The sequence below is a fragment of the Pacificibacter marinus genome, from assembly GCF_018860505.1.
In the GTDB taxonomy this organism is placed as follows: domain Bacteria; phylum Pseudomonadota; class Alphaproteobacteria; order Rhodobacterales; family Rhodobacteraceae; genus Celeribacter; species Celeribacter marinus_B.
The window spans coordinates 14,779-38,717 of the sequence record NZ_JAHKPU010000045.1 but is presented as its reverse complement, the minus strand read 5'-3'; the positions used below and the strand labels follow the sequence as shown (position 1 = coordinate 38,717).

Here is a 23,939-nt window from a genome sequence, read left to right as displayed (position 1 = left end):
GCGGAGTTCTCAGCCCTTTTTTCGGGTCTTTGCTCCGTTGTTTGGTTAGAAAAGCTGACTAAAACTTGTTTGTATAGAAATAAATTATTCAACCGAATAATTTCTCTTCATCACACCCGATTACGCCCCAGAAGCGCCTATTTTTTAGGCAAGGCCTGCTGGTTTGAAGTTCGAATGCTTACAGATCGATTTCGACATTTCCCTCTGGCACAGAGCAACAAATGAAGACATCTCCCTCTTCAGGCGAATCGATCAAGTCTTCCGTATACGCAACACTTCCCGATACCTTACGGCAGGCGCACGAACCACATATTCCAGATCTACATTCAAAATTGGGAGCAAGCCCTTGAGCTTCAGCAAGCTCTAAAAGGTTTTCACTCGAACCATCCCAAGCCACCTCAATACCAGATTTTACGAAGCGAACGATAGGTCCCTGCCCCGCACTCCCAACTTCAGAAACAGGTAATTGAGACGTAACAGAGTGCATGACTTTTTTTATAGCAGCCACAGGAGAGCCTCCAAAAGCTTCCTGCTTTATCTCACTATCAGGCACGCCAAGGTCACACAAAGCCTCACGCATCGCGGTCATGAAACCACTGGGGCCGCAAAGATAGACATGGTAGGCATCAAGCGGCAGCAATTTACGTAAGCTGTCTCGTCCTAAAAGACCAATTTCTTGACAACGGCCAGACGACAGGTCGCCTTCATCCCCTTCTGCAAAGACGGTATAGCTGCGAATATGCGCCGCTTCCGCGATGACCTCAGCAAGCTCCTCGGCGAAACCGTGCTGCGTCGCATCCAAACAGGCATGTACAAAATACACCGGTCGAGCAGGCTGGCGCGCCAGCACAGAAAGCATCGCAAGCGCCGGTGTTATCCCGATCCCGCCAGTGAGCAAGAGCACCGGACGCGCATCGTCCGCCAGCACAAACCCGCCACGCGGCTTTTCCGCCGCCAGACGCGTACCGACCTGCGCCTGCTCATGTAAAAAGCGCGATCCACCTTTACCACTAGCCTCTAGCTTAACACTGATACGATAACCGCTGTGATCCGCTGGATCAGAGGAAATCGTATAGGTTGCAATTTTGCGCTCTGGCAAATCCAGCCGCAACGGCAAATGTTGCCCAGCCTCAAATGGCTGAAATACGCCCCCCACGACCTTAAAGTGCAACGAAATCACATCTCGACTTTCCTGAACACGGTCCACGACTTCCAGCATCATAGGAGCATCAACCATTTGACCCACCTTGCGGCACGCCCAGCGCCATCATTTCGTCACGCAAAAACTGCGCAATTGCAGCATTTTGATCAATCAACGAAAACCGCGCACCGTCGCCATAGTCTGTCAGATTGATCATTTCAGTTGTGATCACCGCCAAACGGCTGTCAGGATGATCCGCGTGGTATTTCAACACTTTGCGGGCCACATGCTTACACGGCTCCAACCGCCATGCTTCCCAAGGTGAATGCCATTCCCCCGACGCCGGTCGTGTAAAGGGATAAAGGATCGCACGCCCATGTTCCCCATCGCGTTTTCGTTGATGTGGATCATCGGGCACGCCTGCCGCCCCATTAGACCTGTCATGCTTAGACCACAGATTACGCGGCCCAGACGGCGTCACAGAACGCAACTGAAACCACCGCACGAGTCCAGCATCCAGCCATTGATCCACCAAATTTTTAGACTCGTAAGGATCAAGAACCACACGCCCCGCTGCCACATCTTCGCGAATGCCAGACACCTCTAATTCAGCGTCATCGCCCATTTTGAACAGCATGTGAGAATAATCGAGCGTCAAATTAAACGGCACGCCCTGCTTGTCCGACGCTTCGGCCACAATCGAGACGCGGCGCGGATCTTCGCTCCACATATTCACATGCAACTCGAAGCAGGGCTCTATCCCAAGCTCCTGCCCCAGTTCCCACGCATCAAGCCAAGCGCGAATGACCTCATCATCCGTGACCCAACGCTTTTCGCCGTGCCAGCTATAGACCATCATATTGTGGAACTTCGCACCAACCTGAACCGCGCGTTCCATATTGGCGCGCAAAGCAGGAAGATAACCCTCACCCAGCTCATAAACACCGCTTGCCGTATATACAGGCAAGGCGTTTGCCTCTTTTAAATCAAGAAAAGCATCAACCTCATGCTCAAGAGGTAAGCGATCAAAAAAGTCGAACACACCTGCTTGCGCAACCATTTGAAACTGGTCTGAAAGTGATGGCTCAGTGAATGCAACAGGCCGCTCGGGCGTAGAGGCTTGCGCTCCGCGACCGTTGCAACCAATCAGAATTGGCGTCATGTCTTTACTTTCCGAATAGGATGCCCGTAGGCAATGTGATCACGAACATTTCGAAACTTCAGTCATGATAGACAAAAGATGTATCTGGCTCAGAGGCGGCATCAACAGTCCTTTCACGTTCAAGCAATTCGTTGATGCGCTTGCGGTACACCAACGGACCACGATCGATGGCAATCCGTATTGGACGACGCTTCAACGGCACCTGCTCTTCGGCGTGAACGGCCTCTAGAATGTCCTTGTCTTCACCGAAGGCAATCCGGAACATCGCATCGATTTTCTCGGAAGCCTCGTCAGTGTCCACTGCGGTATTTCGCAAGTGCATCCAGCGGTCAATTGTGTAGTTTTCTGTCACCGGCGTCATGAAGTGCAGCGCAAAGATACGGTTTCCGGCATCGCGGTCATCTTCCTTGATGTCATCCGCAACATCCGCAGAACCAAAGTCAATCATAGCAATCGATGGTAGGTGAAGGTGATAATAGTGCCAGCGATCCACATTGCCTGAAAACCCGCCGAACGCCTTAAAGAAACCAATCGGTTCCGCATCGCGTATCCAGCGCCATGCTGTGATGGTCTTACCTTCGGTCGAGACATGAACCGGCACGTTTTCCGATGCAGAATTGCCAAGTGTCGTCGGGTGGACAAAACTCACATGCGCCGGATCCACGAGGTTTTCCGCCACATTCAGATAATTCGATTCAAGATGTAGCGCATCACCGTGGTGCGCATGCCAATTCGGATCGGAAAACTGCGGCAGATCGAAAATTTCATCAGGATTTGCACGATGCGCATCCCCCATCCAGATCCAAACGATACCGTGACGTTCTTCGATAGGGTAAGCCTCGACATAGGCAGAAGGCGGGATCTTATCCTGACCCGGCACCCGCGTGCATTTCCCGTCAGAGCCAAAAGTCAGCCCATGATACCCACACTGCACAGCGTCTCCAATGCGCTTCCCCTTAGAAAGCGGCAATAGGCGGTGCGGACAGCGGTCCTCAAGAGCCGCAACAGTGCCATCTCCACGGCGGTACAACAAAACAGGATCCCCAAGGATCACAAAGCGGCGCAACTCGTCATCAATTTCCGATGACCATGCCGCGACGTACCATGCATTTCTGACCAAAGTTGTCATATTCACTCCCTCACTGTTAACGTGTGCGTTGAGGAAAATTAGTACGTACTAAAAGTAAATATGGGTAGAAAAATCGTCATATCTGGAAGATAATTGCAATCACCTATCAAAAATACACGAAAAGGATTAATATTTAATCAAAAATGAATAAATACCATTCAAAAATTAGTTTTAGTACGAAGCTATTGCGAGTCGGAGCAATCCGACAGGACTTTGCGCAAGAGCTCAACAAACAAGCTGCGCTCAATAGGTGTGAGCGGCGCAAGAAGGTCTTCTTTGGCCTTTAGACTGATCGGAATATGTACCTGCGCACAGTCGCGCCCAGCAGGCGTCAATTCAATAACCGAAGCGCGTTGATCGTCTGCGCTCTTTGTTTTTTTGATCAATCCGTCTTTTTCAAGCTTTCGCACCACAACTGTCGTGGTCGACGGGTCCATAGAGGTCAACCGCCCAAGCCGGCTTTGAGACACAGTGCCTTCCTTGAGCAAAGTCACCAGTGCCACAAACTGAGTGACTGAAAGATTCGGCATCACAACGGCCTGTGTAAACATATGCGCGACGCGCTGATGCACTCTACGAACGAGTTGCGCCGGATGGTCACGCGGATCGTAACTGTCGATAGCCTCTTGAGAGACAGATTCATTGTCCATGAGTGGTCCATTGCAATCAAAACTATATGAACCAAATCTTATCGCCTTCTGTGGCAAAACGCCAGTCAGCGAGATGGTCGCGCATTTTGAAGAAGGCCTCCCGCATGCGCCGCCTGACGCGAAAGAAATGAGCAATCATGCCAGATCATACTGATGGGCGCGTCGTAGATCAGCGATGGTATCGATGTCCAAAAGCGCAGGCGCTGACAGTGGCAACACTTGATTATCGGGCAACGCTTTGATCATAGGTCCCGCCCCCTGATCACCAGTCAACGTGAGAATTTCGTCGATATAAGCCACAGGGAATACAGCAGGCGGTAAAATTTGGTCAACAGTGCTGCTGGCAGCAGGGAACGTCTGCGCCATATCGAACAAGGCTGCCACATGTGCTGCGGGCACAAAGGGCATATCCGCAAGCATGATCAGCACCTGAGCTGCCCCCAGCACTTTCGCCATCTGCAGCCCTGTACGCAGGCTGTCACTGTGTTGCGCATTTTGTGGCACCCGCACCACTTTAATCCCAGCTGCTTGGGCAATTTTGGCCACCTGACCGCTTTGCACACAGGCAAAGCTGGCGTCCAAGCCAAGCGCGCTCAAAGTTTCAAACGCATAGGAACACAGCGGACGCCCCTTCAAGAGCGCCAGTAATTTATCATCTGCCCCAAAGCGCCGCGAGTGGCCCGCAGCAAGGACAAGCCCGACCCGCATCACACCTGCCCTTGCGTATTTTCAAATGACAGAACTTCGGCCAAGACGGACACCGCCAATGTACGCGGATCACGTGTTGAGCGGATCAAACCAATCGGCCCTTTGATGCGGGCAAGATCGGCCTCATCAACGCCTTTGGCACGCAATGCTTCAATCCGTGCAGCCGCGGTACGCAAGCTGCCTTGCGCCCCGATGTAAAACGGTTGGGATTTGAGGACGCTCACAAGAATATCCGCTTCCCAATCATGACTGTGAAAAAACAGGGTCACAGCCGTATGAGCATCAATCGCGACGTCATCGGGTATGGCAGCTTGGGTGATGTGATGTGTGCTTAAATTCGGAATAGTACGCTGCGCCGCCGCCAGCGTTTCGGTATCCGGTGACAAAAGAACCGTATCATACCCCGCAGACCCTGCCATTGCGGCAAAGGCAGAGGCTTCGACGCCCGCCCCAAAGACAACGAAACGCGCGTCAGGCAGAACACGCAGCTGTGTGCCTTGACCATCATCACTGTGCGGCACAGCAGAAACCCCACCCTGATCCGTGTCGATCAAAAGCGTCACAGCACGCCGTTTGGTGATAGTGTCGGACACAGCCTGTAACTGAAAAATATCACGAATAGGCACAAGGAAAATATCCAATGACCCACCGCAGGGCAGTTGGATGTCCATAAAGGGCGACCCATGACCATAACGTAATTTGCGTGGAGTATTATCTTTGAGCACATCCGCTGCGTGCTGCGCCACATCCCCGTCGATGCAGCCTGACGACAGCCCACCAAAGCAAGTGCCGTCCTGCATCACAAACATGCTCGCCCCGAGAGGCCGAAAAGATGGCCCCGCGACGCCCCCGATCATCGCCAAAACACATGGAAAATCACCGCTCTCCACGCAATCTTGCGCGTGAGCTATAGCTTGAGAGAGCGGAAAATCAAATGCGCGAATTGTTATCATGCAAACGGTTTAACGCGCTTGCGCTGTGAGACAAGAGGTGTCGCGCATTTTTCTGAACAGACGAAAAACATGCCCCCCCCAACTGCCAGTTATCCAAACAACTGGGGGGAGATGCATTTAACTCTGCTTATGCTACCTCAAGTGCCGCAAGAACCGCAGATGTGATTTCATCAGTGGTGCTTTGGCCAGGTTTCGTGCCAACGCCCTGCGCTGTGGCGGCTTCAACGGCGGCAAGTACGGCTGCGGCGGCGTCTTTTTCCCCCAAGTGATCCAGCATCATCGCGCCAGACCAAATAGCGGCAATCGGGTTGGCGATGTTTTTGCCCGCAATATCAGGCGCAGAGCCATGGACAGGTTCAAACATTGAGGGCACGGCAGGATCGGGGCAGATATTTGCAGAAGCAGCAAAGCCCAAGCCCCCCTGAATAGCAGCGCCCAAATCGGTCAAAATGTCACCAAACAAATTGGATGCCACAATTACATCCAAAGTTTCTGGCGCCATCACCATCTTGGCGCACATCGCATCGATATGCATATGGCTGACGGTCACATCAGGATAATCTTGCGCAACCTCGCGTGTCACTTCATCCCAAAACACCATAGAGTATTTTTGCGCATTCGATTTCGTCACAGACGTCAAATGCTTGCGACGCGCGCGGGCTTGCTCGAACCCAAAGCGGATAATCCGCTCGACGCCTTTACGTGTGAAAACAGATACTTCGGTGGCAACTTCATTGTCTTGACCTTGATGCACACGCCCACCAGCGCCAGAATATTCGCCTTCGGTATTTTCGCGGATGCACAGAATATCAAAGGCATCGCTTTTCAGCGGCCCTTCGACCCCTGGCAACAAGCGATGCGGGCGAATGTTGGCATATTGCGTGAACGCTTTACGGATCGGCAGTAAAAGCCCGTGCAAGGACACCGAGTCTGGCACCGTATCTGGCCAGCCGACGGCGCCCAAATAGATCGCGTCGAACTGAGATAGCGTTTCAATGCCATCTTCGGGCATCATCACACCGTGTTTTACATAGTATTCGCAAGACCATGGAAAAACATCGCTTTCCAACTTAAAGCCAAAACGGTGCGCTGCCGCTGTCAGCACCTCCATTGTGGCATCGGTCACGTCCAAACCAATTCCATCTCCGGGGATAAGCGCAAGTTTATAAGTTGTCATGTTCAGTGGCTCCAAATCTTAGGTTTGACTCACGCCCCATCCAAGAGGCGAGCTATCAGCTCTCGCTGCTGTTTTGCTGCCATGCGCCTATTTTGCAATCCCTGAAAATATTATTTTTCAAATCTCATCTAATTTTTAAGCGATCTGACGGCGACAAAAATACACAGGCGCATGGCGAATATAGCCCCACAGTGCGCACTCAGATACGCGGCTGCGCCTTCTCAAAAACACTTCCCACCAAGGATAAATTCAACTTTAGGCTGTGGATTTAAACCAAATAAGAATCCGTCAGATTTTTACAATTGAGACCTTGGCGAGGTAAACTGAGTATAAATTGATCATTTTTAGAGGCAGGTTTGATAGAAAATTGTGCGAATTGAATATGTGCATATTTTTTAATCAACAACATGAATGAACATCAGTCGATCACGTCCTTCGTAAGCCGTTTGTCTTATGCACTAAACCCTATAAAATGCCTCAGACGAAGGCGCGCCTATCGCAGGTCAAAAACCTATATTCTTGATGAATTATGAGTAATTACCTTACACAGGCGCCAAACGGTTTGATGCTCACATTGTCTTTTCACATCTAAAAACACCGTTCAAAAATCAGCGTCTCATCATAGATAAATCAGGTGTTTTACACCCTATCGCTGAGAGTAATATCCTCGAAAAATCATAGTTTACGCTATGGCACTTAGGCCCATATTGAGCAGCTTCAAAGTTTATCTCTTGACTCAAAACGCTGACGCAAACATGTTTCTATACAAACATAAATTGCATCCAGAAATGATGTGTAAAAAATTCGCACGCTGCCACAACAACCAACACGGTTGACCCGTGACAAAAGACTTCAACAGGAGAGAACAATGAATAAAATTCTAACCGTCTTGGCAACAACGACATCAATGCTTTTGCCGCTCGCTGCCACAGCACAGGACCATGATTTTCGGGTCGGCCTTATCACACCCCCTGTCCACGTCTGGAACCAAGAAGCGCGCGCCATGGGGGAAACCCTTAGCGAAACATCCGATGGTCGTTTTTCTGTCACGACTTTCCCATCTGGCCAGCTTGGTAGCGAAAGCACAATGCTACAGCAGCTTCAAACAGGCGCACTTGACATGGCTTGGCTCACATCTGCTGGTTTGACTTTGCGCGTACCAGACATGAGTGCCCTTCACGCGCCGTTCCTTGTTGATAACATCGCAGATGCGGCCAAAGTTTTGCGCTCTGATGAGGCTATCGAAATCCTTGACGCTTTGCCTGCTGCAACAGGCACCGTTGGCTTGTGCTACGCCATGACAGGCATGCGCCAGTTGATGACCAAGGATCCGATTGAATCCGCAGAAGATCTTGACGGCATGCGTTTCCGCATTACGCCAGCTCCAGCAATTCAAACATTCTTTGAAATGTTTGGCGCAGCCCCTGCCCCCATGCCGCTGACACAAGTTTACGATGCATTGGCAAACGGTCAGATTGATGCGATCGACATGGATTACGAGTCAATTATCAACTTTGGCTACCACGACCATGCGTCAAACTTGATGGAAACCAACCACCACTTGTTCCCAATGGTTGCTTTGGTTTCTGGTCGCGTTTGGGCACAATTATCCCCAGAAGATCAAACGATTGTACGCGCGGCGGCTCAACAGCACTGTGACGCAACAATTGATCGTTTTGTCGAAGAAGAAGCTGGCAAACTTGAGAAACTCAAAGGCATCGAAGGCCTGACAGTGACCGAAGATGTCAGTGCTGACTTTTTTGGCGACATCGTTGAACGTTGGGATGCTGACTGGAGCAAAGAAACACCCTACGTAGAAAAATTGCGCGCACTCGTCGCAACTTACTAAACCCAAAAAAGACCGGCGACAGCACCCTGTGTCGCCGGTTTTCACTTATCCAGATTGGAAGATACGATGATCCCACGTGCCCTGAGCCGACTATCATCAGGCTTTAGCGCCATCGAACGCTTTTTGCTGAAATTTTTGATAGGTGCACTTGCCGTCTTTATCCTTACAAATGTGCTGTTAAGAATGTTTGGCATCACCTTGGCTTGGGCCGACGAGTTGGCCATTTACACCATGGTTCTGTCAGGTTTTGTTGGCGCATCGTTGATGTTGCGCGCACGGATTGATCCGGCCGTATTGTTGCTGCACAGTTTTGTGCCACCAAAAGTCACGATGCTCCTAAGGGCGCTGGTATCCGTGATTTCTGCTGCATTTGGGATGCTCTTGTTCTATCTGTGCTTGCGATGGTTCAACCCTGTCGTGTTGATGCAAAACGGTTTTGATACCCGTGCATTTGAAGCACAAACGTTTAATTTCATCTACACAGACATGACGCCTGTGATGGCGATACCCACGTACTTCCTTTATTTTATCGTCCCGTTTTTTGCGATCGGGATCACGATACATGCGACAACAAACCTGCTGGAAGACTTAGGCTTTTTGACACGCCCTAATGATCCCGCTGGCCTTAAAATGGATAACATCTAATGACCGTACTTATCTTTTTCCTTCTGTTGGTCGTAGGCGTTCCAATCGGCATTATCCTATGTTCTGCCGCCTATGTTTTCATTCTAAGCTCTGGCAACACCGTGTTGTTAGACAGCTTTGGCCTGCAAATGTTCAGCTCTTTGAACAACTTTGGCCTTTTGGCAATCCCGTTGTTCATCTTGATCGGCGAACTGATGAATGGCGCGGGCATCACGCAACGTTTGATCCGCCTTGCTGCCGTCTTCGTTGGCTCTCTTAAAGGCGGGCTGGCCTATATCAACCTGATTGCGAATATGATGGTGGCATCAATTTTGGGGTCTGCCACAGCGCAGATTGCGATGATGACGCAAGTCATGGTCCCCGAGATGGAAAAAGAAGGCTACGAGCGCGACTTTTCCACGGCGGTCACAGCCTTTGGTGGCCTGCTTGGCCCGATCATTCCGCCGTCTATCGTCTTTGTTGTCTATGCTGTTTTGGCGCAGCTTGCCGTGCGTGACATGCTGCTGGCCGGCATCTTGCCTGGCATCATGCTTACGGGCTTGTTTATCGCGACAATCGCGGTGCTTGGTTACTGGCGCAACTACCCACGTGGCAAGAGTTTAAGCTGGCCTGACCGCTTTAAAGCGCTCTACCAAGCGCTGCCAATGTTGCTCATTCCGGCTGTGATTATCGGCACCATCCTTGGTGGATACGGTTCCCCAACCGAAGCTGCGGCACTTGGTGCGCTCTGTGCAGCTTTGCTCGGTATATTCTTTACCAAAACATTAAAGATCTCAGACTTAGGCCCAATCCTTTTGCGCACAGGGATCAATTCCTCTTTGGTGCTGTTCCTTGTGGCCTCAGCGGGTGTGTTTTCTTGGGTGTTGGTGTTTGGCCAAGTACCGCAAACTGTTGCCGCATGGATTGAAACGGTCGCAACAACGCCAGTCATGTTCATGTTGCTTGTGATGGTGATTTTGCTGATGCTTGGCACGATTATCGACGGCATCCCTGCCCTCATCATGGTCGTTCCAATCTTGCTGCCCATTGCGACAGGAACCTACGGCATTGACCCTATCCACTTTGGGATTGTGGTGTCGATCAATCTTATCCTTGGATTGTTATCACCGCCTGTCGGCATCGGATTGTACATCGCAGCGAATGTCGCGAAAATCAGCCCTATCGCTGTGTTCCGCACATCACTGCCGTTCTTTGTCGTCACGTTCTTTGCGCTGATTATTCTCGCACTGGTGCCACAAATCAGCCTAGCGTTCCTGTAACGGGCCACAAAAGCGATCTAACAAATCTGACGAAGAAGCCTCAGCAGCGTTTGGCGTTGTTGAGGCTTTAATGGTTTTAGGGTCTCTTTCGAGATCTCAGTCGCGGCCCCCATCACCTCAAGCAATGTAGACAAACCTGTTTCGGTCAGTTCAAGCAAGATCATTCTTTTGTCAGTTGGACTTGGATTTTTTTGCAAAAACCCGCGCTTAAACAATCTTTGCACCACACCATTTATAGTGGACTGATCCATCGCCGCCTGACGCCCAAGTTCGTTTTGAGACAGCCGCCCAGCTTCACGCAACCGCATGAGTACGGCAAACTGTTGTGTCGTCAGCCCATTTTGCATGTGCTCTGTAAAAATACTGATGTGACGCTGGTGCGCTCGCCTCAATAAAAACCCAATTTGTTTTTCAAGTTCGTATTCTTCAACCAAAGTGTCGTCGGTGTCTTGTGATTTCAACGTGTCAGTCATCATACCAGCCCAAATGAATATCGCCGCCCTCGGTATCGGGGCGGCGACTATAACTATTGCATGGATGAAAAGGCTTCGCCAGTCAGAGTTGACGCGGTTACTCGCTTGGCCAAGCATCCAAATCAGATGCGTATCGTTTACGCAAATACTGCGCCATCTCATCCATTTGAGCCGTATTCAGATCGTCCGAAAAGCTCGGCATATCTCGCAGGCCAAGATTGCTTGGCGCGTGTAACCCTTGAGATATAATGGTTTTCACGGCTTGACTTGATGGCGCACGGATCGCCATTGATTTCCCCAATGGCACTTGAGCTGCGGTCAACATGCCTGCCACGGCAGGTTCATGGCACGATGCACAAGAGGTTTCGAAAATACGGTGCGATTGCGTATTCAACATTGCAGGCCCAAGATCGGCAATGCTGCCTGATGTGGCAACAAGCTCGGGCACGGGTGTTTCTGGCAAAAGGCTCGCCAAATATTGGCTCATCGCTTCAATATCGCTCTCGGGGAGCTCTTGAAGATTGGAAGCCACCTCAGCCATCGGACCTGCTGCCGCAGCAAGCCCGTCTGAATGACCCGTCTGCAAATAAGCCCTTAGGCTTGTCACATCCCAGCCCCTTGCGGCAGCTTCAGGCCCCGCCAAAGGCGGCGCATACCAACCGTTGACCACGGCCCCTGTAAACCGCGCGTCGCCGGTTTTTTCCGCCCCCAACGCATTGCGCGGAGTGTGACAGGCACTGCAATGGCCAACAGTTTCAACCAAGTAACGCCCACGGTTCCAAGCATCTGTTTGATTGGGCAGCGGTTCAAGCGGCGCAGACACAGAGTGGAACATCCAATTCCATGCAATATTTGTCGGACGTAAATTTGCAGGAAACAACATTTGCGCTTGTTGGGTCGGCTGCTCTACCGCTGGGCTTGACTGGATATAGGCATAAACCGCGAACATATCATCATCAGACATGCCCGCAAAGGACGTGTACGGGAATGCAGGGTACAGGTTTGATCCATCACGACTGACGCCTGTGCGCATGGCGCGATTGAACGCATCATAAGACCAACGGCCCAAACCCGTTTCAGGATCAGAGGAAATATTGGACGAATAAATCGTACCAAAGGGCGTTTCAAAAGGTTTTCCACCAGCCCCCGGAACGCCGCCCGGCGCAGTATGACAATCGATGCAATTGCCTGCTGCGAAAACCTGTCGTCCCTGTTCCAAAAGCTCAGCAGAAAAACTGTTCATTGGAGGCGGAGTTGTGGGCGCAATCGGGCGATAGAGCGGCATTGCAACAGCCCCAACCGCCAACGCGCCCCCAACAGCCACAGCCGCAGTTGTCATACGTTTGCGTAGGCTAAATTTGGGCTTCGCTGGCGCGTCACCTTGCACAAAATACCCAGCTTGGCGCAGCTCAGATCGCATACGTTCCGGCGTAAACGGCACTTCGCGCAACCGTACGCCTGTGGCATCAAAAATAGCGCTCGCAATCGCAGACGCTGACGGAACTGCAGCACTTTCGCCCACCCCAAGCGGCGGTTCATCGGGCAGCTCAATCAGCATAGTTTCAATTTCAGGCGCTTTCGGAAAAGTCATAATGGGGTAATCGCCCCAGCTTTTTTGCGTCGGTTCAATCGCGTCAAAGGTGACTTGTTCGCCGAGCACGCGTCCCGCCGTTTGATGCACATTGCCGTGAATTTGCTGACGCACGCCATCGGGGTTGATGACCAACCCTTGGTCCTGTCCAACGAACACGCGGGTCAAAGTGACCTCACCCGTTTCGGTGTCTACAGCAACATCACACACCCAAGCAGCCGATGCCGCCGCCACACCAGGGAAATTCCCATGAACATAGGTCGCATGAGAAAACCCACGCCCGTAAGCCATACGCCCTTCACGGCGCAAACGGGGCCCTGTGCGATGTTCCCATCCTGCCGCCTCAGCCGTGCGTTGGATTAAATCCGCCGCCCGCGCGTCTTCGATATGCGCGAGGCGAAACTCCACGGGATCAGCCTCGGCCTCAGAGGCGAGTTCGTCGATAAAACATTCATGGGCAAAGGTATTTGGCAAAGCAGACACACCGCGAAACCATGAGGCCCGCACAACGGGCGCCAAATCATGCACGGTAATGCGTTTGTGAGGAATGACATAGGGCGGAACAACAGTTCTATCGCCCATTTCCACAGGCTGCGGGTGATTGCCCATCACGCCAGTGAGCAAAAGCGCCAAATTGGGCCCACGATTAGACGGATACCACGTATCAAGGCGGTAAGCGTGAAAACGGCCATCCTTTAAGCCACCCTCAACATCCATAATCTGTGCAGCGCCTTTGGGTTCCCACAGGTTTTCTTGCGCGCGCGTCAATTGCACCCGTACAGGGTGCCCCACAGCGCGCGACATGATCAGCGCATCGCCCGCCACATCATCGGCGCAGTTGCGCCCGTAACACCCAGCAGCTTGATACCGTCTGACGTCGATCTCGTCGGGATCCAAGCCAACAAGTTGGGCAAGATCACCGCGCAGCATATGAGGGTTTTGGCTGCCACACCAAACGACGGGCGCGCCGTTAGCCCAATCAGCGACCGCACAAGACGGACCGATAGAGCCGTGCAATTGGTAAGGCCAAACATAACTGCGTTTGAGATGCTTATCGGAGCTGTGCAACGCGCTATCTATATCGCCCGCAATGTCTAACACGCGTTCTGTGCTCGGCTGCTCACGGATGGTATTGGCCAAATCACCCATATTTGGCAACTCAGGCGGCATACGCCAATGCACTGGCAACATTTCGGCCAAAGCGCGTGCAATATCGGGTTGCGTTGCGACAACGCCCAGCAGATCGCCTTGACGAACGACCGCAACGAACCCGTCGCGGCCAGAAATCGCGGCTTCGTCATAGCCAATTAAACTTGTGCCAACGAACGGCCCACTGTCGCGGCCAGAATACGGCGGACGGATGACATGGGCGTGCAACATGCCATCGATTTTGACATCGTGAATATAATTAAATGCACCATCCACTTTGGCTGGCAAATCGCGGCGATCGGTTTTCTGCCCAACGATTTTATAATCTGAAGGGGCTTTCAATTTGACCGCATCATCGATCACGATTTCTGTATCCGTTGCATCAACCAATTTCGCAACAGACAACTTTCGATCCTGCGCATGGGCGCTGCCTTGATCAAAGATGATATCCGTTGCTGCCACATTCAAATGCAGGGCGGCGCGCCGTATTAATTCATGGCGCAGTGTCGCCGCAGCACGGCGCAGCGGTTTGGATGTCACCTGAATGGTTTCAGAGGCAATCGTCGGCCCTTGATCGGGCGTCGATGCTGTATTTCCCAACACGATCGCCACGTTTTCAAGAGGGTAATCCAGCTCTTCGGCGACGATTTGCGCCAGAGCCACCTCAATACCTTGACCTAAATCCACATGGCCGCAAAAGCCCGTGACTTTGCCCGAGCCATCGATTGACACATGCACTTGGCCAAGCGTGTCACATATATTGAGCTGAGGCAGATTGGTCATGGTTTGGCTTTCATTTTCTCAGCGGCCAGCATCACAGAGGCGATAATTTCAGTATGCGCCCCGCAACGGCAAAAGTTATGGCGCAGGGCCTGACGGACTTCAACTTCGGTGGGGGACGGGTTTTGGTCCAAAAATGCAATCGACGTCATGATCATGCCATTGGTGCAGTAGCCACATTGCGCCCCTTGCATCTCAATAAAAGCTGCTTGCACGGGGTGAAGCTGACCTGTTTTAACGTCACGCAGCCCTTCAAGTGTGGTGATCTCATGCCCCTCAGCTTTGCGCGAACGCAACACGCAAGACCGTGCAGGCGCGCCATCGATCAATACGGTACAAGCACCACATTGTGCCATGCCGCAGCCGTATTTTGCGCCTGTGAGATCCATTTCTTCACGCAGACAATCCAAAAGTGTTCTGTCGGGATCGCCTGCAACGGCCCTGCTGTGCCCATTGATGTTTAAATGCAATTTTTCATCAGGCATAGGGACACATCCAATACAAAGTCGTTAGCTTACAAACAATATAACGACCGTAAGAGATGGGGGAAGTCATAAATTTCATGAAACACTAATTTTCAGGAGTGTCTCGTGAAAACGGCCCAAATAGTGCTGAACTTTACGTAAAGTGATCGAATTTTTTGCACAGGGAACAAGAAAACTGTGCCCTCCCCCAACAGCGAATTAATCGCACGAAAGCGAAAGGGCCAAGATCGTATATCCGATCAAGGCCCGATAGAGCATCAGCGCTTTTTGCCAGTTTTACAGGCTGTTGAGCCAATTCAAGATATCATCGCTATCGGTGACATCAGCGTATTTTTGATCCATATCGTAGAGGTTCGCATCATGAGGCGCTTTTGCACGATCTGCGCAGCAATCATGGGGCACCAGAACATTATAGCCCGACTGCACCGCATCAACCACAGTTCCACGCACACAACCCGATGTGGTCGCTCCTGTGACAACGACGGTATCCACACCCGCGCCCGTCAAAAGTGCATTCAACGTGGAGCCAAAGAACGACGACGCGCCTTTTTTGACAACGATAGCATCTTCGGGCTGGATGCCTGTAGCCGCATCGATTTCAACCAAACGCGTACCTTCAACAAGCGCGCGCATTCCTGTGGCTTTTTTCAGCCAAGGCAGTTTATCAAGTTCACCAAGATGATAGGAAATCGTCGTGAAAATAACGGGATAGCCTTTAGCTCGCGCCGCATCACAAATGCGTTTTGTCTTTTCCATCTGCGCGGCAGCATCTGAGGCTGTTGGGTATTGAAGATCGGTAAACCCGTATGAGAAATCAACCACAACAATTCCCGGACGCGTGCCACGTGGTACAGATGCGCCGAAACCTGCGGCCTTGTAAGTATTTGACTGAGACATGGTTTGTCCTTTGTGCTGATGGGAGGTGTAGCGGCTTCAAAACCATTTTAGTGAATTTGGCAGGCGACCATATCAGGGAAACATGGTCGCCCTAGAAAGAACCTAAGGAAACCCCTTAGGTGCGTTCCATCTGGATGTCCTTTACCACGATATCGCCATCGATCACGATGGGTTCATCATCAAGGAACAAAGAGCAATTGCGCATTGGGATGTCGAGGTGACACGCCGTGTCATTTGGTCCGCCCAATTCGTTGTTTGGCCCAGTCGAGAACATCACGTTACCATAGTAGCTGCGCGGCTCCATACCCATGCCACCAGGGAAAGCTCCCGGCATCATGTTGTGCCATTTGGCGTTGGGATTCATACCCCAACCAACATGGCTCATGCCCAAGCCGCGTGGATCGTTAAAGGCATCCATGTAGGATTTCACCAGCTCGGTATCGAGCCCACCAGACATGTCGGTGATAAAGCCTTTTTTGATCGTGTAGGTGATCGGGTCACGCACATAGGTGTTCTGCGGCAACAAAACATCGCCCGCCGCCACAACGATTGTGCCATCAACACCATCATCATCGCCACCTGTGAACACAAAACCAGACGGCCAGTGATCCCAGCGGCCAGCCTCATCCGTACACGCGTATTCTGTGACGGCTGGATAGGTGTTCAATTTATACGTCACATCAGTACCGTAAGGCGACGTGATGCGCATAACTTTGGCTTTAGACAGCATTTCGCCTGCAATTGTGACTTTTTCTTTGATCTCTTGCGTTGGCAACATACGGGCCAAAAGCTCTGGCGGCTCAACTGCGGTCAAGATGCGAGTGCCCGCGGCCTGAATCGCGAATTGCTCAGGTGAGAACAGCAAAAAGATACAATCGATCAGCATCTCACAGTTTTTCAAGGCTTCAACCGCATCAGGCATCGCCGCCAGACCGGTTTGACCCACAGCCCATTCACCAGTGATCGCAGGCGCAGGCAGACGCATGTGGTACATGTTCGCGCCCAACATACGACCCGCCGCCATAAAGGCGTCAGCGTAATCCAAACGCTCATTACCTTGGGTCAAAACGATAAGACGTTCGTCTTTACGCACACCTGACATTTTAAGTTGATGCAGACAGATTTCAGTAAAACTCGCGTGGTCCATTATCTATTTTCCCTGTTGCTTAGGCTTTAAAATCTAAAGTTGCGGCCAAGAAGCCTTCGAGATCATCCCAAGGAATCATATGCCCAGCACCTTCAACTGTGCGCACCTCAAGCGATGGCAAAAGCTGTTTCAATTCAGCTTCATCTTCGGCTTGGATCACTGGCGCGCCGCCCGCAATGACCAACCGCGTTGGGATGGTCAGTTTTGGCACATCGACATGAATGTCATCAGTGTGGAAGCCATCATAAGCCGTGCGGATCGCGCCCCAGTGACAGGTGTGCAACCATTCGGCGCGCAACGCGATTTGCTCGTCCGTCCATGTTGGGCAATAGGCCCGCATGTCTTCAGCGGAACAGCCTTTGACAGCCATGTGAATTGAATCGCCATACCATGCCCACTGCGGTGGGTACGCACGACGATTTGGGCCAGAAACAGGTGGATCCAAAAGGATCGCGCCTTTAAAAGCATCGGGTTTGGTGGCAGCCGCACGAATAGCAGTACGCGCGCCCATAGAGTGCCCCATCACAATCGGCTGCCCCATGACTTCAGCCAGAGCCAAAGCATCAGCTGCCATAGCATCCAACGTGTAATCCAGATCACCAGCTTCACTCAAACCGCGACCACGAACATCTAAAACATGGACATCGAAAGACTCAGCAAGACGCTCTGCAACAAAGCCCCATGTGATCGCAGGCGATGTAATTCCAGGTATCAAAAGCAGCTTTGGCCCCTGCCCTTCATAGCGGATCAGGTGGTGACGAATGCCATTGGCGTGAACGTTATATCCGTATCCCATCATAGTCTCCTTAGTACGCGCCGGACAGCAAAGTGCCGCCACCGGGAACGCGTGTATCAAGATCGAGTTCTTTGAGCATCTGCCATGTTGTGGCGATTGCCGCTGTTACTACAGGTTTGCCAGTGACAGCTTCGGCCATGGAAACAGCCGCCAATGATGGCATTTGCACACAGGCGGACAACACAACAGCGTCGACATCATCCGTTTTCAACCGCTTCACGATCTCAGGCAAATTCATTGGGTCATGTGCAGCGACAGCCAAATTGTCTTGGATTTCAAGCGCGATGTAATCGCTGACTTCGATGCCTTCGTCGCGAATGTATTCGACAACCATTTCAGTCAGAGGTTTCATGTAAGGCGCGACCAACGCAACCTTTTTAGCACCAAGCGCACGGATACCATCGACCAATGCACCAGCAGAGGTGACAACAGGAGCAGCGCCACCGTTGTCAGCCGCAACACCAGAAAGACGTTCGCCAGAAACGCGGTGATAACCTTTGCCCATGGACATAATCGCCACAAGGCATGCATAGCCCATTACATCAACCTTGGCATCAGAAAGCTCAAGCGCACAGCGGTCGCTATCCCCATCCATCTTTGCCAATTCCTCTTTGGTCACATGCTTCATCCGCATCCGTGCGGAATGAAACGTAAAACGCTCAGGAGCGATGGCTTCACGCGCTTTGAGCAGCGCCGGGATTTCTGTTTCCATGGTAACGTTAGAACTTGGCACGATTTGCCCGATACGAAAACTCTTCATGATTCTCATCCTTGCTGACTGGGGTTGGCTTAAGGATTAATTACAACTCTGTATAATTACAAGCCTGAATAATTAATAGCCAGTGAGATGCACAGAAATTAAGCAGTTGCCTCAAACAGAAATTACGGCATTGGCGCCTTTAGACCCGCTGACAAGAAAGCCGTCAGATGATCCAACATTGCCACCTGCCCCACGTCGCCAATCTGGCCATCGGTCAGGTCATTGAGCCGCCCAAGATCATTGAGCATGAACATATAAGTCCCAACAAGAAAGGCCATTCGCACGGAAATTACGTCTTTAGGAATATCAGGCAATACGTCACACAATGCATCAATATACCGCTTGACAGAAGCATCATAGACCTCGCTGCGCAGATGCAAGGCATGTTCATCCAGTTCAGAATGCAAGCGCGCCTGCAATCGCACAAATGCAGCGCCATTGGGACCAGAATACTTCATATCCCATTGAGGTTTAAGATAACTTCGAACAATACAATCAACATCCAACTGTGATTTTTGAGCCAAAAGTTTATCTAAAGAAACGTGGCGGGCCGCAGAAATCACCAAGCCGCGGCGGCGCACGACCTCATCGAACAGATCTTGTTTTGATCCAAAGTAATACCGCACAAGCGCTTGATTGACCCCCGCGCCGGTCGCAATATCGCGCACTTTGGCACCATTAAACCCAGCTTGCGAAAAGATAAGTTCCGCCTGATCGAGGATCACATCTCGCAGCTCAACGCCTTCTTTCGGGCGCCCCGGCTTACGTCGCGTTGTCTCTTGTATGCTATCCGCCACATCACTGCCCAACTACTAAGCCCAATTACAAATATTTCGTCTATTTTGACAGTCAGCTCTCTAAAACTCAAGCATCTATATTATTCATAAGAATAATTAATAACGTTATTTATTTGAAAAATCATGCGCATCAGGCAAAGCGACCTTTCGACCCTCATATTAACCCCAATCACACGGTACAGCCTATTTTTTAAGCATTTCGCTGTTTCAAATGACCGTTTGAAAGATAGGCTTTTGACTTTTGACCAGACTTGGATAATTGTTGGCATACAAACAAATTGATTCTGACATACAGGACACCACATGACACAGATCGACCAAGTAGATATCGCACTGATCGGCGCAGGGCTCGGTGGCGCAGCCGCTGCAGCTTTGCTTTTGGACGCTGGATTTTCCGTTCATACGTTTGAACAGGCCCCAGAATTCACGCGCCTTGGCGCAGGGATTCACATCGGCCCAAACGTCATGAAGATTTTCCGTCAAATCGGACTGGAAAAACGACTGGAAACCATTGGGTCCCACCCCGATCACTGGTTCTCACGCGATGGGAACACAGGTGAGTACTTGTCGAAAATCCCACTGGGTGACTACGCGAAAAAAGAATACGGTGCGTCTTACATCACAATTCACCGCGGCGACCTGCATGCAGAGCAAATCGACGCCCTGCCCCAAGACAAAGTACATTTCAATCATCGCCTAACAGATATCGTCGAACGCGATTCCGATGTTTTGTTGACCTTTGCCAATGGCAAAAAAGTTGCAGCTAAACTGGTGATCGGCGCGGACGGTATCAATTCGATGCTGCGTGAAAAACTGCTTGGTGTTGAAAAACCCCGTTACAGCGGCTGGGTCGGTCACAGAGCGCTTGTCAACATGGACAAACTGCGCGCTTCTGGCCTTGAATTTGAGCCTTGCGTCAAATGGTGGTGGGAAAAATCCCGTCACATCATGGCATATGCGACCAAAAACGATCAATCCGAATACTACTATGTCACTGGCTTGCCGCAGGACACTTGGGATCATGAAGCGAGCTTTATCGACAGCTCTCGCGAAGAAATGGAAGCTGCCTTCGGTGGTTCACACCCAATGGTTCAGGCCCTGATCGACGCCACAGAAACCGTCACCAAATGGCCATTCTGGAACCGTGATCCATTGAACCTATGGAGCCAAGGACGCTTGGTCTTACTTGGTGACGCCTGTCACCCAATGCGCCCACACATGGCTCAAGGGGCATGTATGGCAATCGAAGACGCGGCCGTGCTAACTCGCGCATTGTCTCAAAGTGGCCTCGACGATTACACGTCTGCTTTTACATCTTATGAAAACACCCGCCGCGAACGCGCGACCAAAGTGCAGACAATTTCCAACGCCAACACATGGCTGAAAAAACCTGAAGATCCCGCATGGCTTTATGCCTACGATCCGATGACAGCGGACTTAAGCTAAAACGACAAACGGCCCCTGAAACGGGGCCGTTTTTTCCTCTGAAGGTTAGAAACTTAACCTCCACTTGAATGTGATGCACTCGCACCTGCTTCTGATACCGTTTGGTGTACAGCCTGCCTATTCGGAGGTCTCTATCCTCGGTACGCGTGGGACAGATTTGGGGATTTGAATAACGGAGGGCTTCTGGCTCATCTTATCGATTAGGAAATCGAGATGACGAAGAAACCGCAGCCATCAAACGTCGCCCTCCTCTGAGCCAAGAATGACCTTTGTGTCACTTAGATGCCCCATAAATATCCGATCTGTATTTCATCGGTAGGCTGCCATAAGCTTATCGATGCCAGCCTGAGCGCAGGCTTGATCTTGGGCTGGGGTGCCAGAGCTGATGCCAATACCGCCCACCACTTCGCCATCGACGATCACAGGTAAGCCGCCACCAACAACCATTAAACGGCCACCGATGGCTGAGTTGATGCCATGCGTCGGGCCTTCTGGCTGGCTGATTGCACCGTATTCATGCGTCGCTTTTTTGGCGGCTGCGGCAGTGTAGCTTTTGTCGATTGCAATGGTTGTGGAGGTCACTTTACCGCCATCCATACGTTCAAATGCGATGAGATTTCCGCCTTCATCTGTGATGGCGATACACATCGGAACGCCGATTTCAGTGGCATGGGCGCGGGCGCCCGCAATCAAAACGTGAGCATCATTAATATCGAGACGTTTAATGGTCAGCATGGTTTATCCTTATGCGTTTTTTGCAGCACGGCGTGCGGCGTGAAGAAGAGGTTCGGTGTAACCAGAAGGCTGGCTTGCGCCTTTAAGCACCAAGTCACAAGCGGTCTTAAAAGCAATACCATCAAAGCTTGGAGCCATCGGCGTATAGGCTGCATCTCCGGCGTTTTGCGCGTCAACCTTTGGCGCCATGCGCCTGAAGGACGCGATGATATCGCCTTCTGAGCACAGGCCTTGCATCATCCAATTCGCCAAATATTGTGACGAAATACGTAAAGTCGCGCGATCTTCCATAAGGAACACATCATTGATGTCAGGCACTTTCGAACAGCCAATACCTTGATCAACCCAGCGCACCACGTAGCCCAAAATAGACTGACAGGAGTTGTCCAATTCGCGTTGAATTGCCTCGCTTGAAAGATTGCGACCATCCATCAAAGGCAGGGTCAACAGATCGCCCAAAGGCGCTGGTGTGCGTGTTTTAAGTGTTTCTTGCAGCGCTGCAACGTTGACCTGATGGTAGTGCGTTGCATGCAAGGTGGCTGCAGTCGGCGAAGGTACCCAAGCGGTGTTTGCGCCAGCGTTGGGGTGAGCGATTTTTACCTCCAACATTTCCGCCATTTCATCAGGTTTCGCCCACATGCCTTTGCCGATTTGACCTTTGCCAGACAGGCCTGCAGCAAGCCCTGCATCGACATTGTTATCTTCATAGGAAGAGAACCACGCGGAGCTTTGCATTTCACCTTTTGGCACAACTGTTCCTGCATGCATTGAAGTATGGATCTCATCACCAGTGCGATCCAAAAAGCCAGTATTGATGAAAACACAGCGGTCTTTGACAGCGTGGATACAGGCCAAGAGATTGACGGATGTGCGCCGCTCTTCGTCCATCACACCGATCTTAACTGTGTTCTTTTCAAGCCCAAGGATTTGCTCAACACGACCATAAATCGTGTCTGTAAAGGCCACTTCTTTCGGGCCGTGCATTTTGGGTTTCACCACATAAATTGATCCCGCGCGAGAATTCTTTGTCCCTGCTTTAGCAAGATCGTGCATCGCTGCTGCAACGGTGATCGCGGCATCCAACATGCCTTCTGGCGTTTCAGCGCCATCCATCAATACTGCATCTGTGGTCATCAAATGCCCCACATTGCGCACCAAAAGAAGCGCGCGACCAGGATGCGTGATCACCTCACCAGTAGGTGACGTGTAGCGCACATCAGGGTTCAATGTGCGCGTGTGAACCTTGCCACCTTTTTCAAAACTTTCCGCAAGATCGCCGCGCATCAATCCGAGCCAATTGGCGTAGACCACACATTTGTCTTCAGCGTCCACAGCCGCAACGGAATCTTCGCAATCTTGGATCGCCGTCAAGGCGCTTTCGAAACGGATGTCTGCGATATGTGCTGGGTCATTTTTGCCAATTGAAGACGCTGCATCGATCACGATCTCAATCAGCAATCCGTTGACGCGCAGCATGATATGACCGCTGTCCGTTGCGCCAGCGAATTGCGCTTGATCAGCAAGCTCTGTGAGGCTGCCGCCAACTTCAACGGTCAAGGTTTCACCTGCTGAGAGTGCCGTGACATCCGCCCAAGATCCGCTTCGCAAAGGCGTAACCGCATCCAAATGTGCGCGCGCTTGCGCAATGACCTTAGCGCCATGCGCCGCATCAAAACCTTTGCCCGCTGGCGCCGACCCTTTGACTGCATCCGTGCCATAAAGCGCGTCATAAAATGAGCCCCAGCGCGCGTTGGCCGCGTTCAACGCAAAACGTGCATTCATCACAGGCACCACAAGTTGCGGCCCTGCAAGCGTTGCAATTTCGGGGTCTACATTGGTGGTGCCGAGCTCAAATGCAGGTGGAGTATCTTGCACATACCCAATCTCGCGCAAGAACGCTTCGTAATCTGAAGCGTTAAACGTCCGTCCTTTACGGGCGTCATGCCACGCATCTATCTGAGCTTGCAAGCTCTCACGTTTCGCCAGCAGCGCAGCATTCACAGGCGCAAGATCCGCAAGCAGCTTTGCATAACCAGTCCAAAACGTATCAGCACTTACGCCCAACAAAACCTGTTCTTCAACAAGTTTTGCAAGCGGCGCTGCAACAGATAGGCCGTGGCGAAGTACGTAATCAGTCATCGGTAATTCCTCTTATAAAGGGGATGTCAGAAAGGATGCGAGGAAAGCATCTGATGAGAATATGAAGGAGA

General features: G+C 51.4%; 21 protein-coding genes and 1 pseudogene. 4 read left to right on the top strand and 18 right to left on the bottom strand.

What is annotated here, in order from left to right; genetic code table 11:
• Positions 1-178: 178 nt before the first annotated feature.
• The 7 genes from KO503_RS16215 to KO503_RS16185 form a co-directional block, all read right to left on the bottom strand.
• The gene (locus KO503_RS16215; protein WP_215992597.1) at positions 179-1,237 is read right to left on the bottom strand and encodes a 2Fe-2S iron-sulfur cluster-binding protein; all 1,059 of its coding nucleotides are present in this window, start codon (positions 1,235-1,237) and stop codon (positions 179-181) included.
• Positions 1,230-2,303 (bottom strand): xylose isomerase, encoded by a 1,074-nt coding sequence (locus tag KO503_RS16210; protein ID WP_215992596.1) that lies wholly within the window; start codon positions 2,301-2,303, stop codon positions 1,230-1,232. Before KO503_RS16210 ends, KO503_RS16215 begins: the two co-directional genes overlap by 8 nt.
• Positions 2,304-2,361: 58 nt before the next feature.
• Complete coding sequence (locus KO503_RS16205; RefSeq protein ID WP_215992595.1) at positions 2,362-3,432, bottom strand: aromatic ring-hydroxylating dioxygenase subunit alpha; 1,071 nt, start codon at positions 3,430-3,432, stop codon at positions 2,362-2,364.
• Between the two features lie 182 nt (positions 3,433-3,614).
• Complete coding sequence (locus KO503_RS16200) at positions 3,615-4,082, bottom strand: MarR family winged helix-turn-helix transcriptional regulator (protein WP_215992594.1); 468 nt, start codon at positions 4,080-4,082, stop codon at positions 3,615-3,617.
• A gap of 135 nt (positions 4,083-4,217) precedes the next feature.
• Entirely contained in the window at positions 4,218-4,790 is a 573-nt protein-coding gene (locus KO503_RS16195; protein ID WP_215992593.1) for a nucleotidyltransferase family protein, read from the bottom strand.
• Positions 4,790-5,743, bottom strand: coding sequence for an XdhC family protein (locus KO503_RS16190; protein WP_215992592.1), 954 nt, complete (start codon positions 5,741-5,743; stop codon positions 4,790-4,792). The genes KO503_RS16195 and KO503_RS16190 overlap by 1 nt, the downstream gene beginning before the upstream one ends.
• A 127-nt stretch (positions 5,744-5,870) precedes the next feature.
• Entirely contained in the window at positions 5,871-6,920 is a 1,050-nt protein-coding gene (locus KO503_RS16185; protein ID WP_215992591.1) for a tartrate dehydrogenase, read from the bottom strand.
• 868 nt (positions 6,921-7,788) lie between these two features.
• Here KO503_RS16185 and KO503_RS16180 point away from each other — a divergent pair.
• From KO503_RS16180 to KO503_RS16170, 3 genes are all read left to right on the top strand, one after another.
• Complete coding sequence (locus KO503_RS16180; RefSeq protein ID WP_215992590.1) at positions 7,789-8,769, top strand: TRAP transporter substrate-binding protein; 981 nt, start codon at positions 7,789-7,791, stop codon at positions 8,767-8,769.
• Positions 8,770-8,835: 66 nt separating this feature from the next.
• Positions 8,836-9,414, top strand: coding sequence for a TRAP transporter small permease (locus KO503_RS16175; protein WP_215992589.1), 579 nt, complete (start codon positions 8,836-8,838; stop codon positions 9,412-9,414).
• Positions 9,414-10,673 (top strand): TRAP transporter large permease, encoded by a 1,260-nt coding sequence (locus tag KO503_RS16170; RefSeq protein ID WP_215992588.1) that lies wholly within the window; start codon positions 9,414-9,416, stop codon positions 10,671-10,673. The genes KO503_RS16175 and KO503_RS16170 overlap by 1 nt, the downstream gene beginning before the upstream one ends.
• A gap of 17 nt (positions 10,674-10,690) precedes the next feature.
• Here the strand turns inward: KO503_RS16170 and KO503_RS16165 are convergent, their stop codons facing one another.
• The 8 genes from KO503_RS16165 to KO503_RS16130 form a co-directional block, all read right to left on the bottom strand.
• Complete coding sequence (locus KO503_RS16165; protein WP_215992587.1) at positions 10,691-11,134, bottom strand: MarR family winged helix-turn-helix transcriptional regulator; 444 nt, start codon at positions 11,132-11,134, stop codon at positions 10,691-10,693.
• A 109-nt stretch (positions 11,135-11,243) separates the two neighbouring features.
• Complete coding sequence (locus KO503_RS16160; RefSeq protein ID WP_215992586.1) at positions 11,244-14,669, bottom strand: molybdopterin cofactor-binding domain-containing protein; 3,426 nt, start codon at positions 14,667-14,669, stop codon at positions 11,244-11,246.
• Entirely contained in the window at positions 14,666-15,151 is a 486-nt protein-coding gene (locus KO503_RS16155) for a (2Fe-2S)-binding protein (RefSeq protein ID WP_215992585.1), read from the bottom strand. The genes KO503_RS16160 and KO503_RS16155 overlap by 4 nt, the downstream gene beginning before the upstream one ends.
• A gap of 276 nt (positions 15,152-15,427) precedes the next feature.
• Positions 15,428-16,048: an isochorismatase family protein gene (locus KO503_RS16150; protein ID WP_215992584.1), complete on the bottom strand. Its 621-nt coding sequence runs from the start codon at positions 16,046-16,048 to the stop codon at positions 15,428-15,430.
• A 115-nt stretch (positions 16,049-16,163) separates the two neighbouring features.
• Positions 16,164-17,195: a leucyl aminopeptidase gene (locus KO503_RS16145; RefSeq protein WP_215992583.1), complete on the bottom strand. Its 1,032-nt coding sequence runs from the start codon at positions 17,193-17,195 to the stop codon at positions 16,164-16,166.
• A 19-nt stretch (positions 17,196-17,214) separates the two neighbouring features.
• Positions 17,215-17,991: an alpha/beta fold hydrolase gene (locus KO503_RS16140; RefSeq protein ID WP_290122957.1), complete on the bottom strand. Its 777-nt coding sequence runs from the start codon at positions 17,989-17,991 to the stop codon at positions 17,215-17,217.
• 10 nt (positions 17,992-18,001) lie between these two features.
• Positions 18,002-18,703: a maleate cis-trans isomerase family protein gene (locus KO503_RS16135; protein WP_215992613.1), complete on the bottom strand. Its 702-nt coding sequence runs from the start codon at positions 18,701-18,703 to the stop codon at positions 18,002-18,004.
• Between the two features lie 170 nt (positions 18,704-18,873).
• Complete coding sequence (locus tag KO503_RS16130; RefSeq protein ID WP_215992581.1) at positions 18,874-19,548, bottom strand: TetR/AcrR family transcriptional regulator; 675 nt, start codon at positions 19,546-19,548, stop codon at positions 18,874-18,876.
• 303 nt (positions 19,549-19,851) lie between these two features.
• On the opposite strand from KO503_RS16130, the gene KO503_RS16125 reads away from it, so the two are divergent.
• Complete coding sequence (locus KO503_RS16125) at positions 19,852-20,994, top strand: FAD-dependent monooxygenase (protein ID WP_215992580.1); 1,143 nt, start codon at positions 19,852-19,854, stop codon at positions 20,992-20,994.
• Between the two features lie 24 nt (positions 20,995-21,018).
• Here KO503_RS16125 and KO503_RS16120 read toward each other — a convergent pair.
• The 3 genes and pseudogenes from KO503_RS16120 to KO503_RS16110 all read right to left on the bottom strand — a co-directional run.
• A pseudogene (locus KO503_RS16120) lies at positions 21,019-21,109 on the bottom strand (IS481 family transposase); the annotation flags it as partial.
• Positions 21,110-21,303: 194 nt separating this feature from the next.
• The gene (locus KO503_RS16115; RefSeq protein WP_215992579.1) at positions 21,304-21,729 is read right to left on the bottom strand and encodes a GlcG/HbpS family heme-binding protein; all 426 of its coding nucleotides are present in this window, start codon (positions 21,727-21,729) and stop codon (positions 21,304-21,306) included.
• Between the two features lie 9 nt (positions 21,730-21,738).
• Entirely contained in the window at positions 21,739-23,868 is a 2,130-nt protein-coding gene (locus KO503_RS16110; protein ID WP_215992578.1) for a malate synthase G, read from the bottom strand.
• Positions 23,869-23,939: the final 71 nt, after the last annotated feature.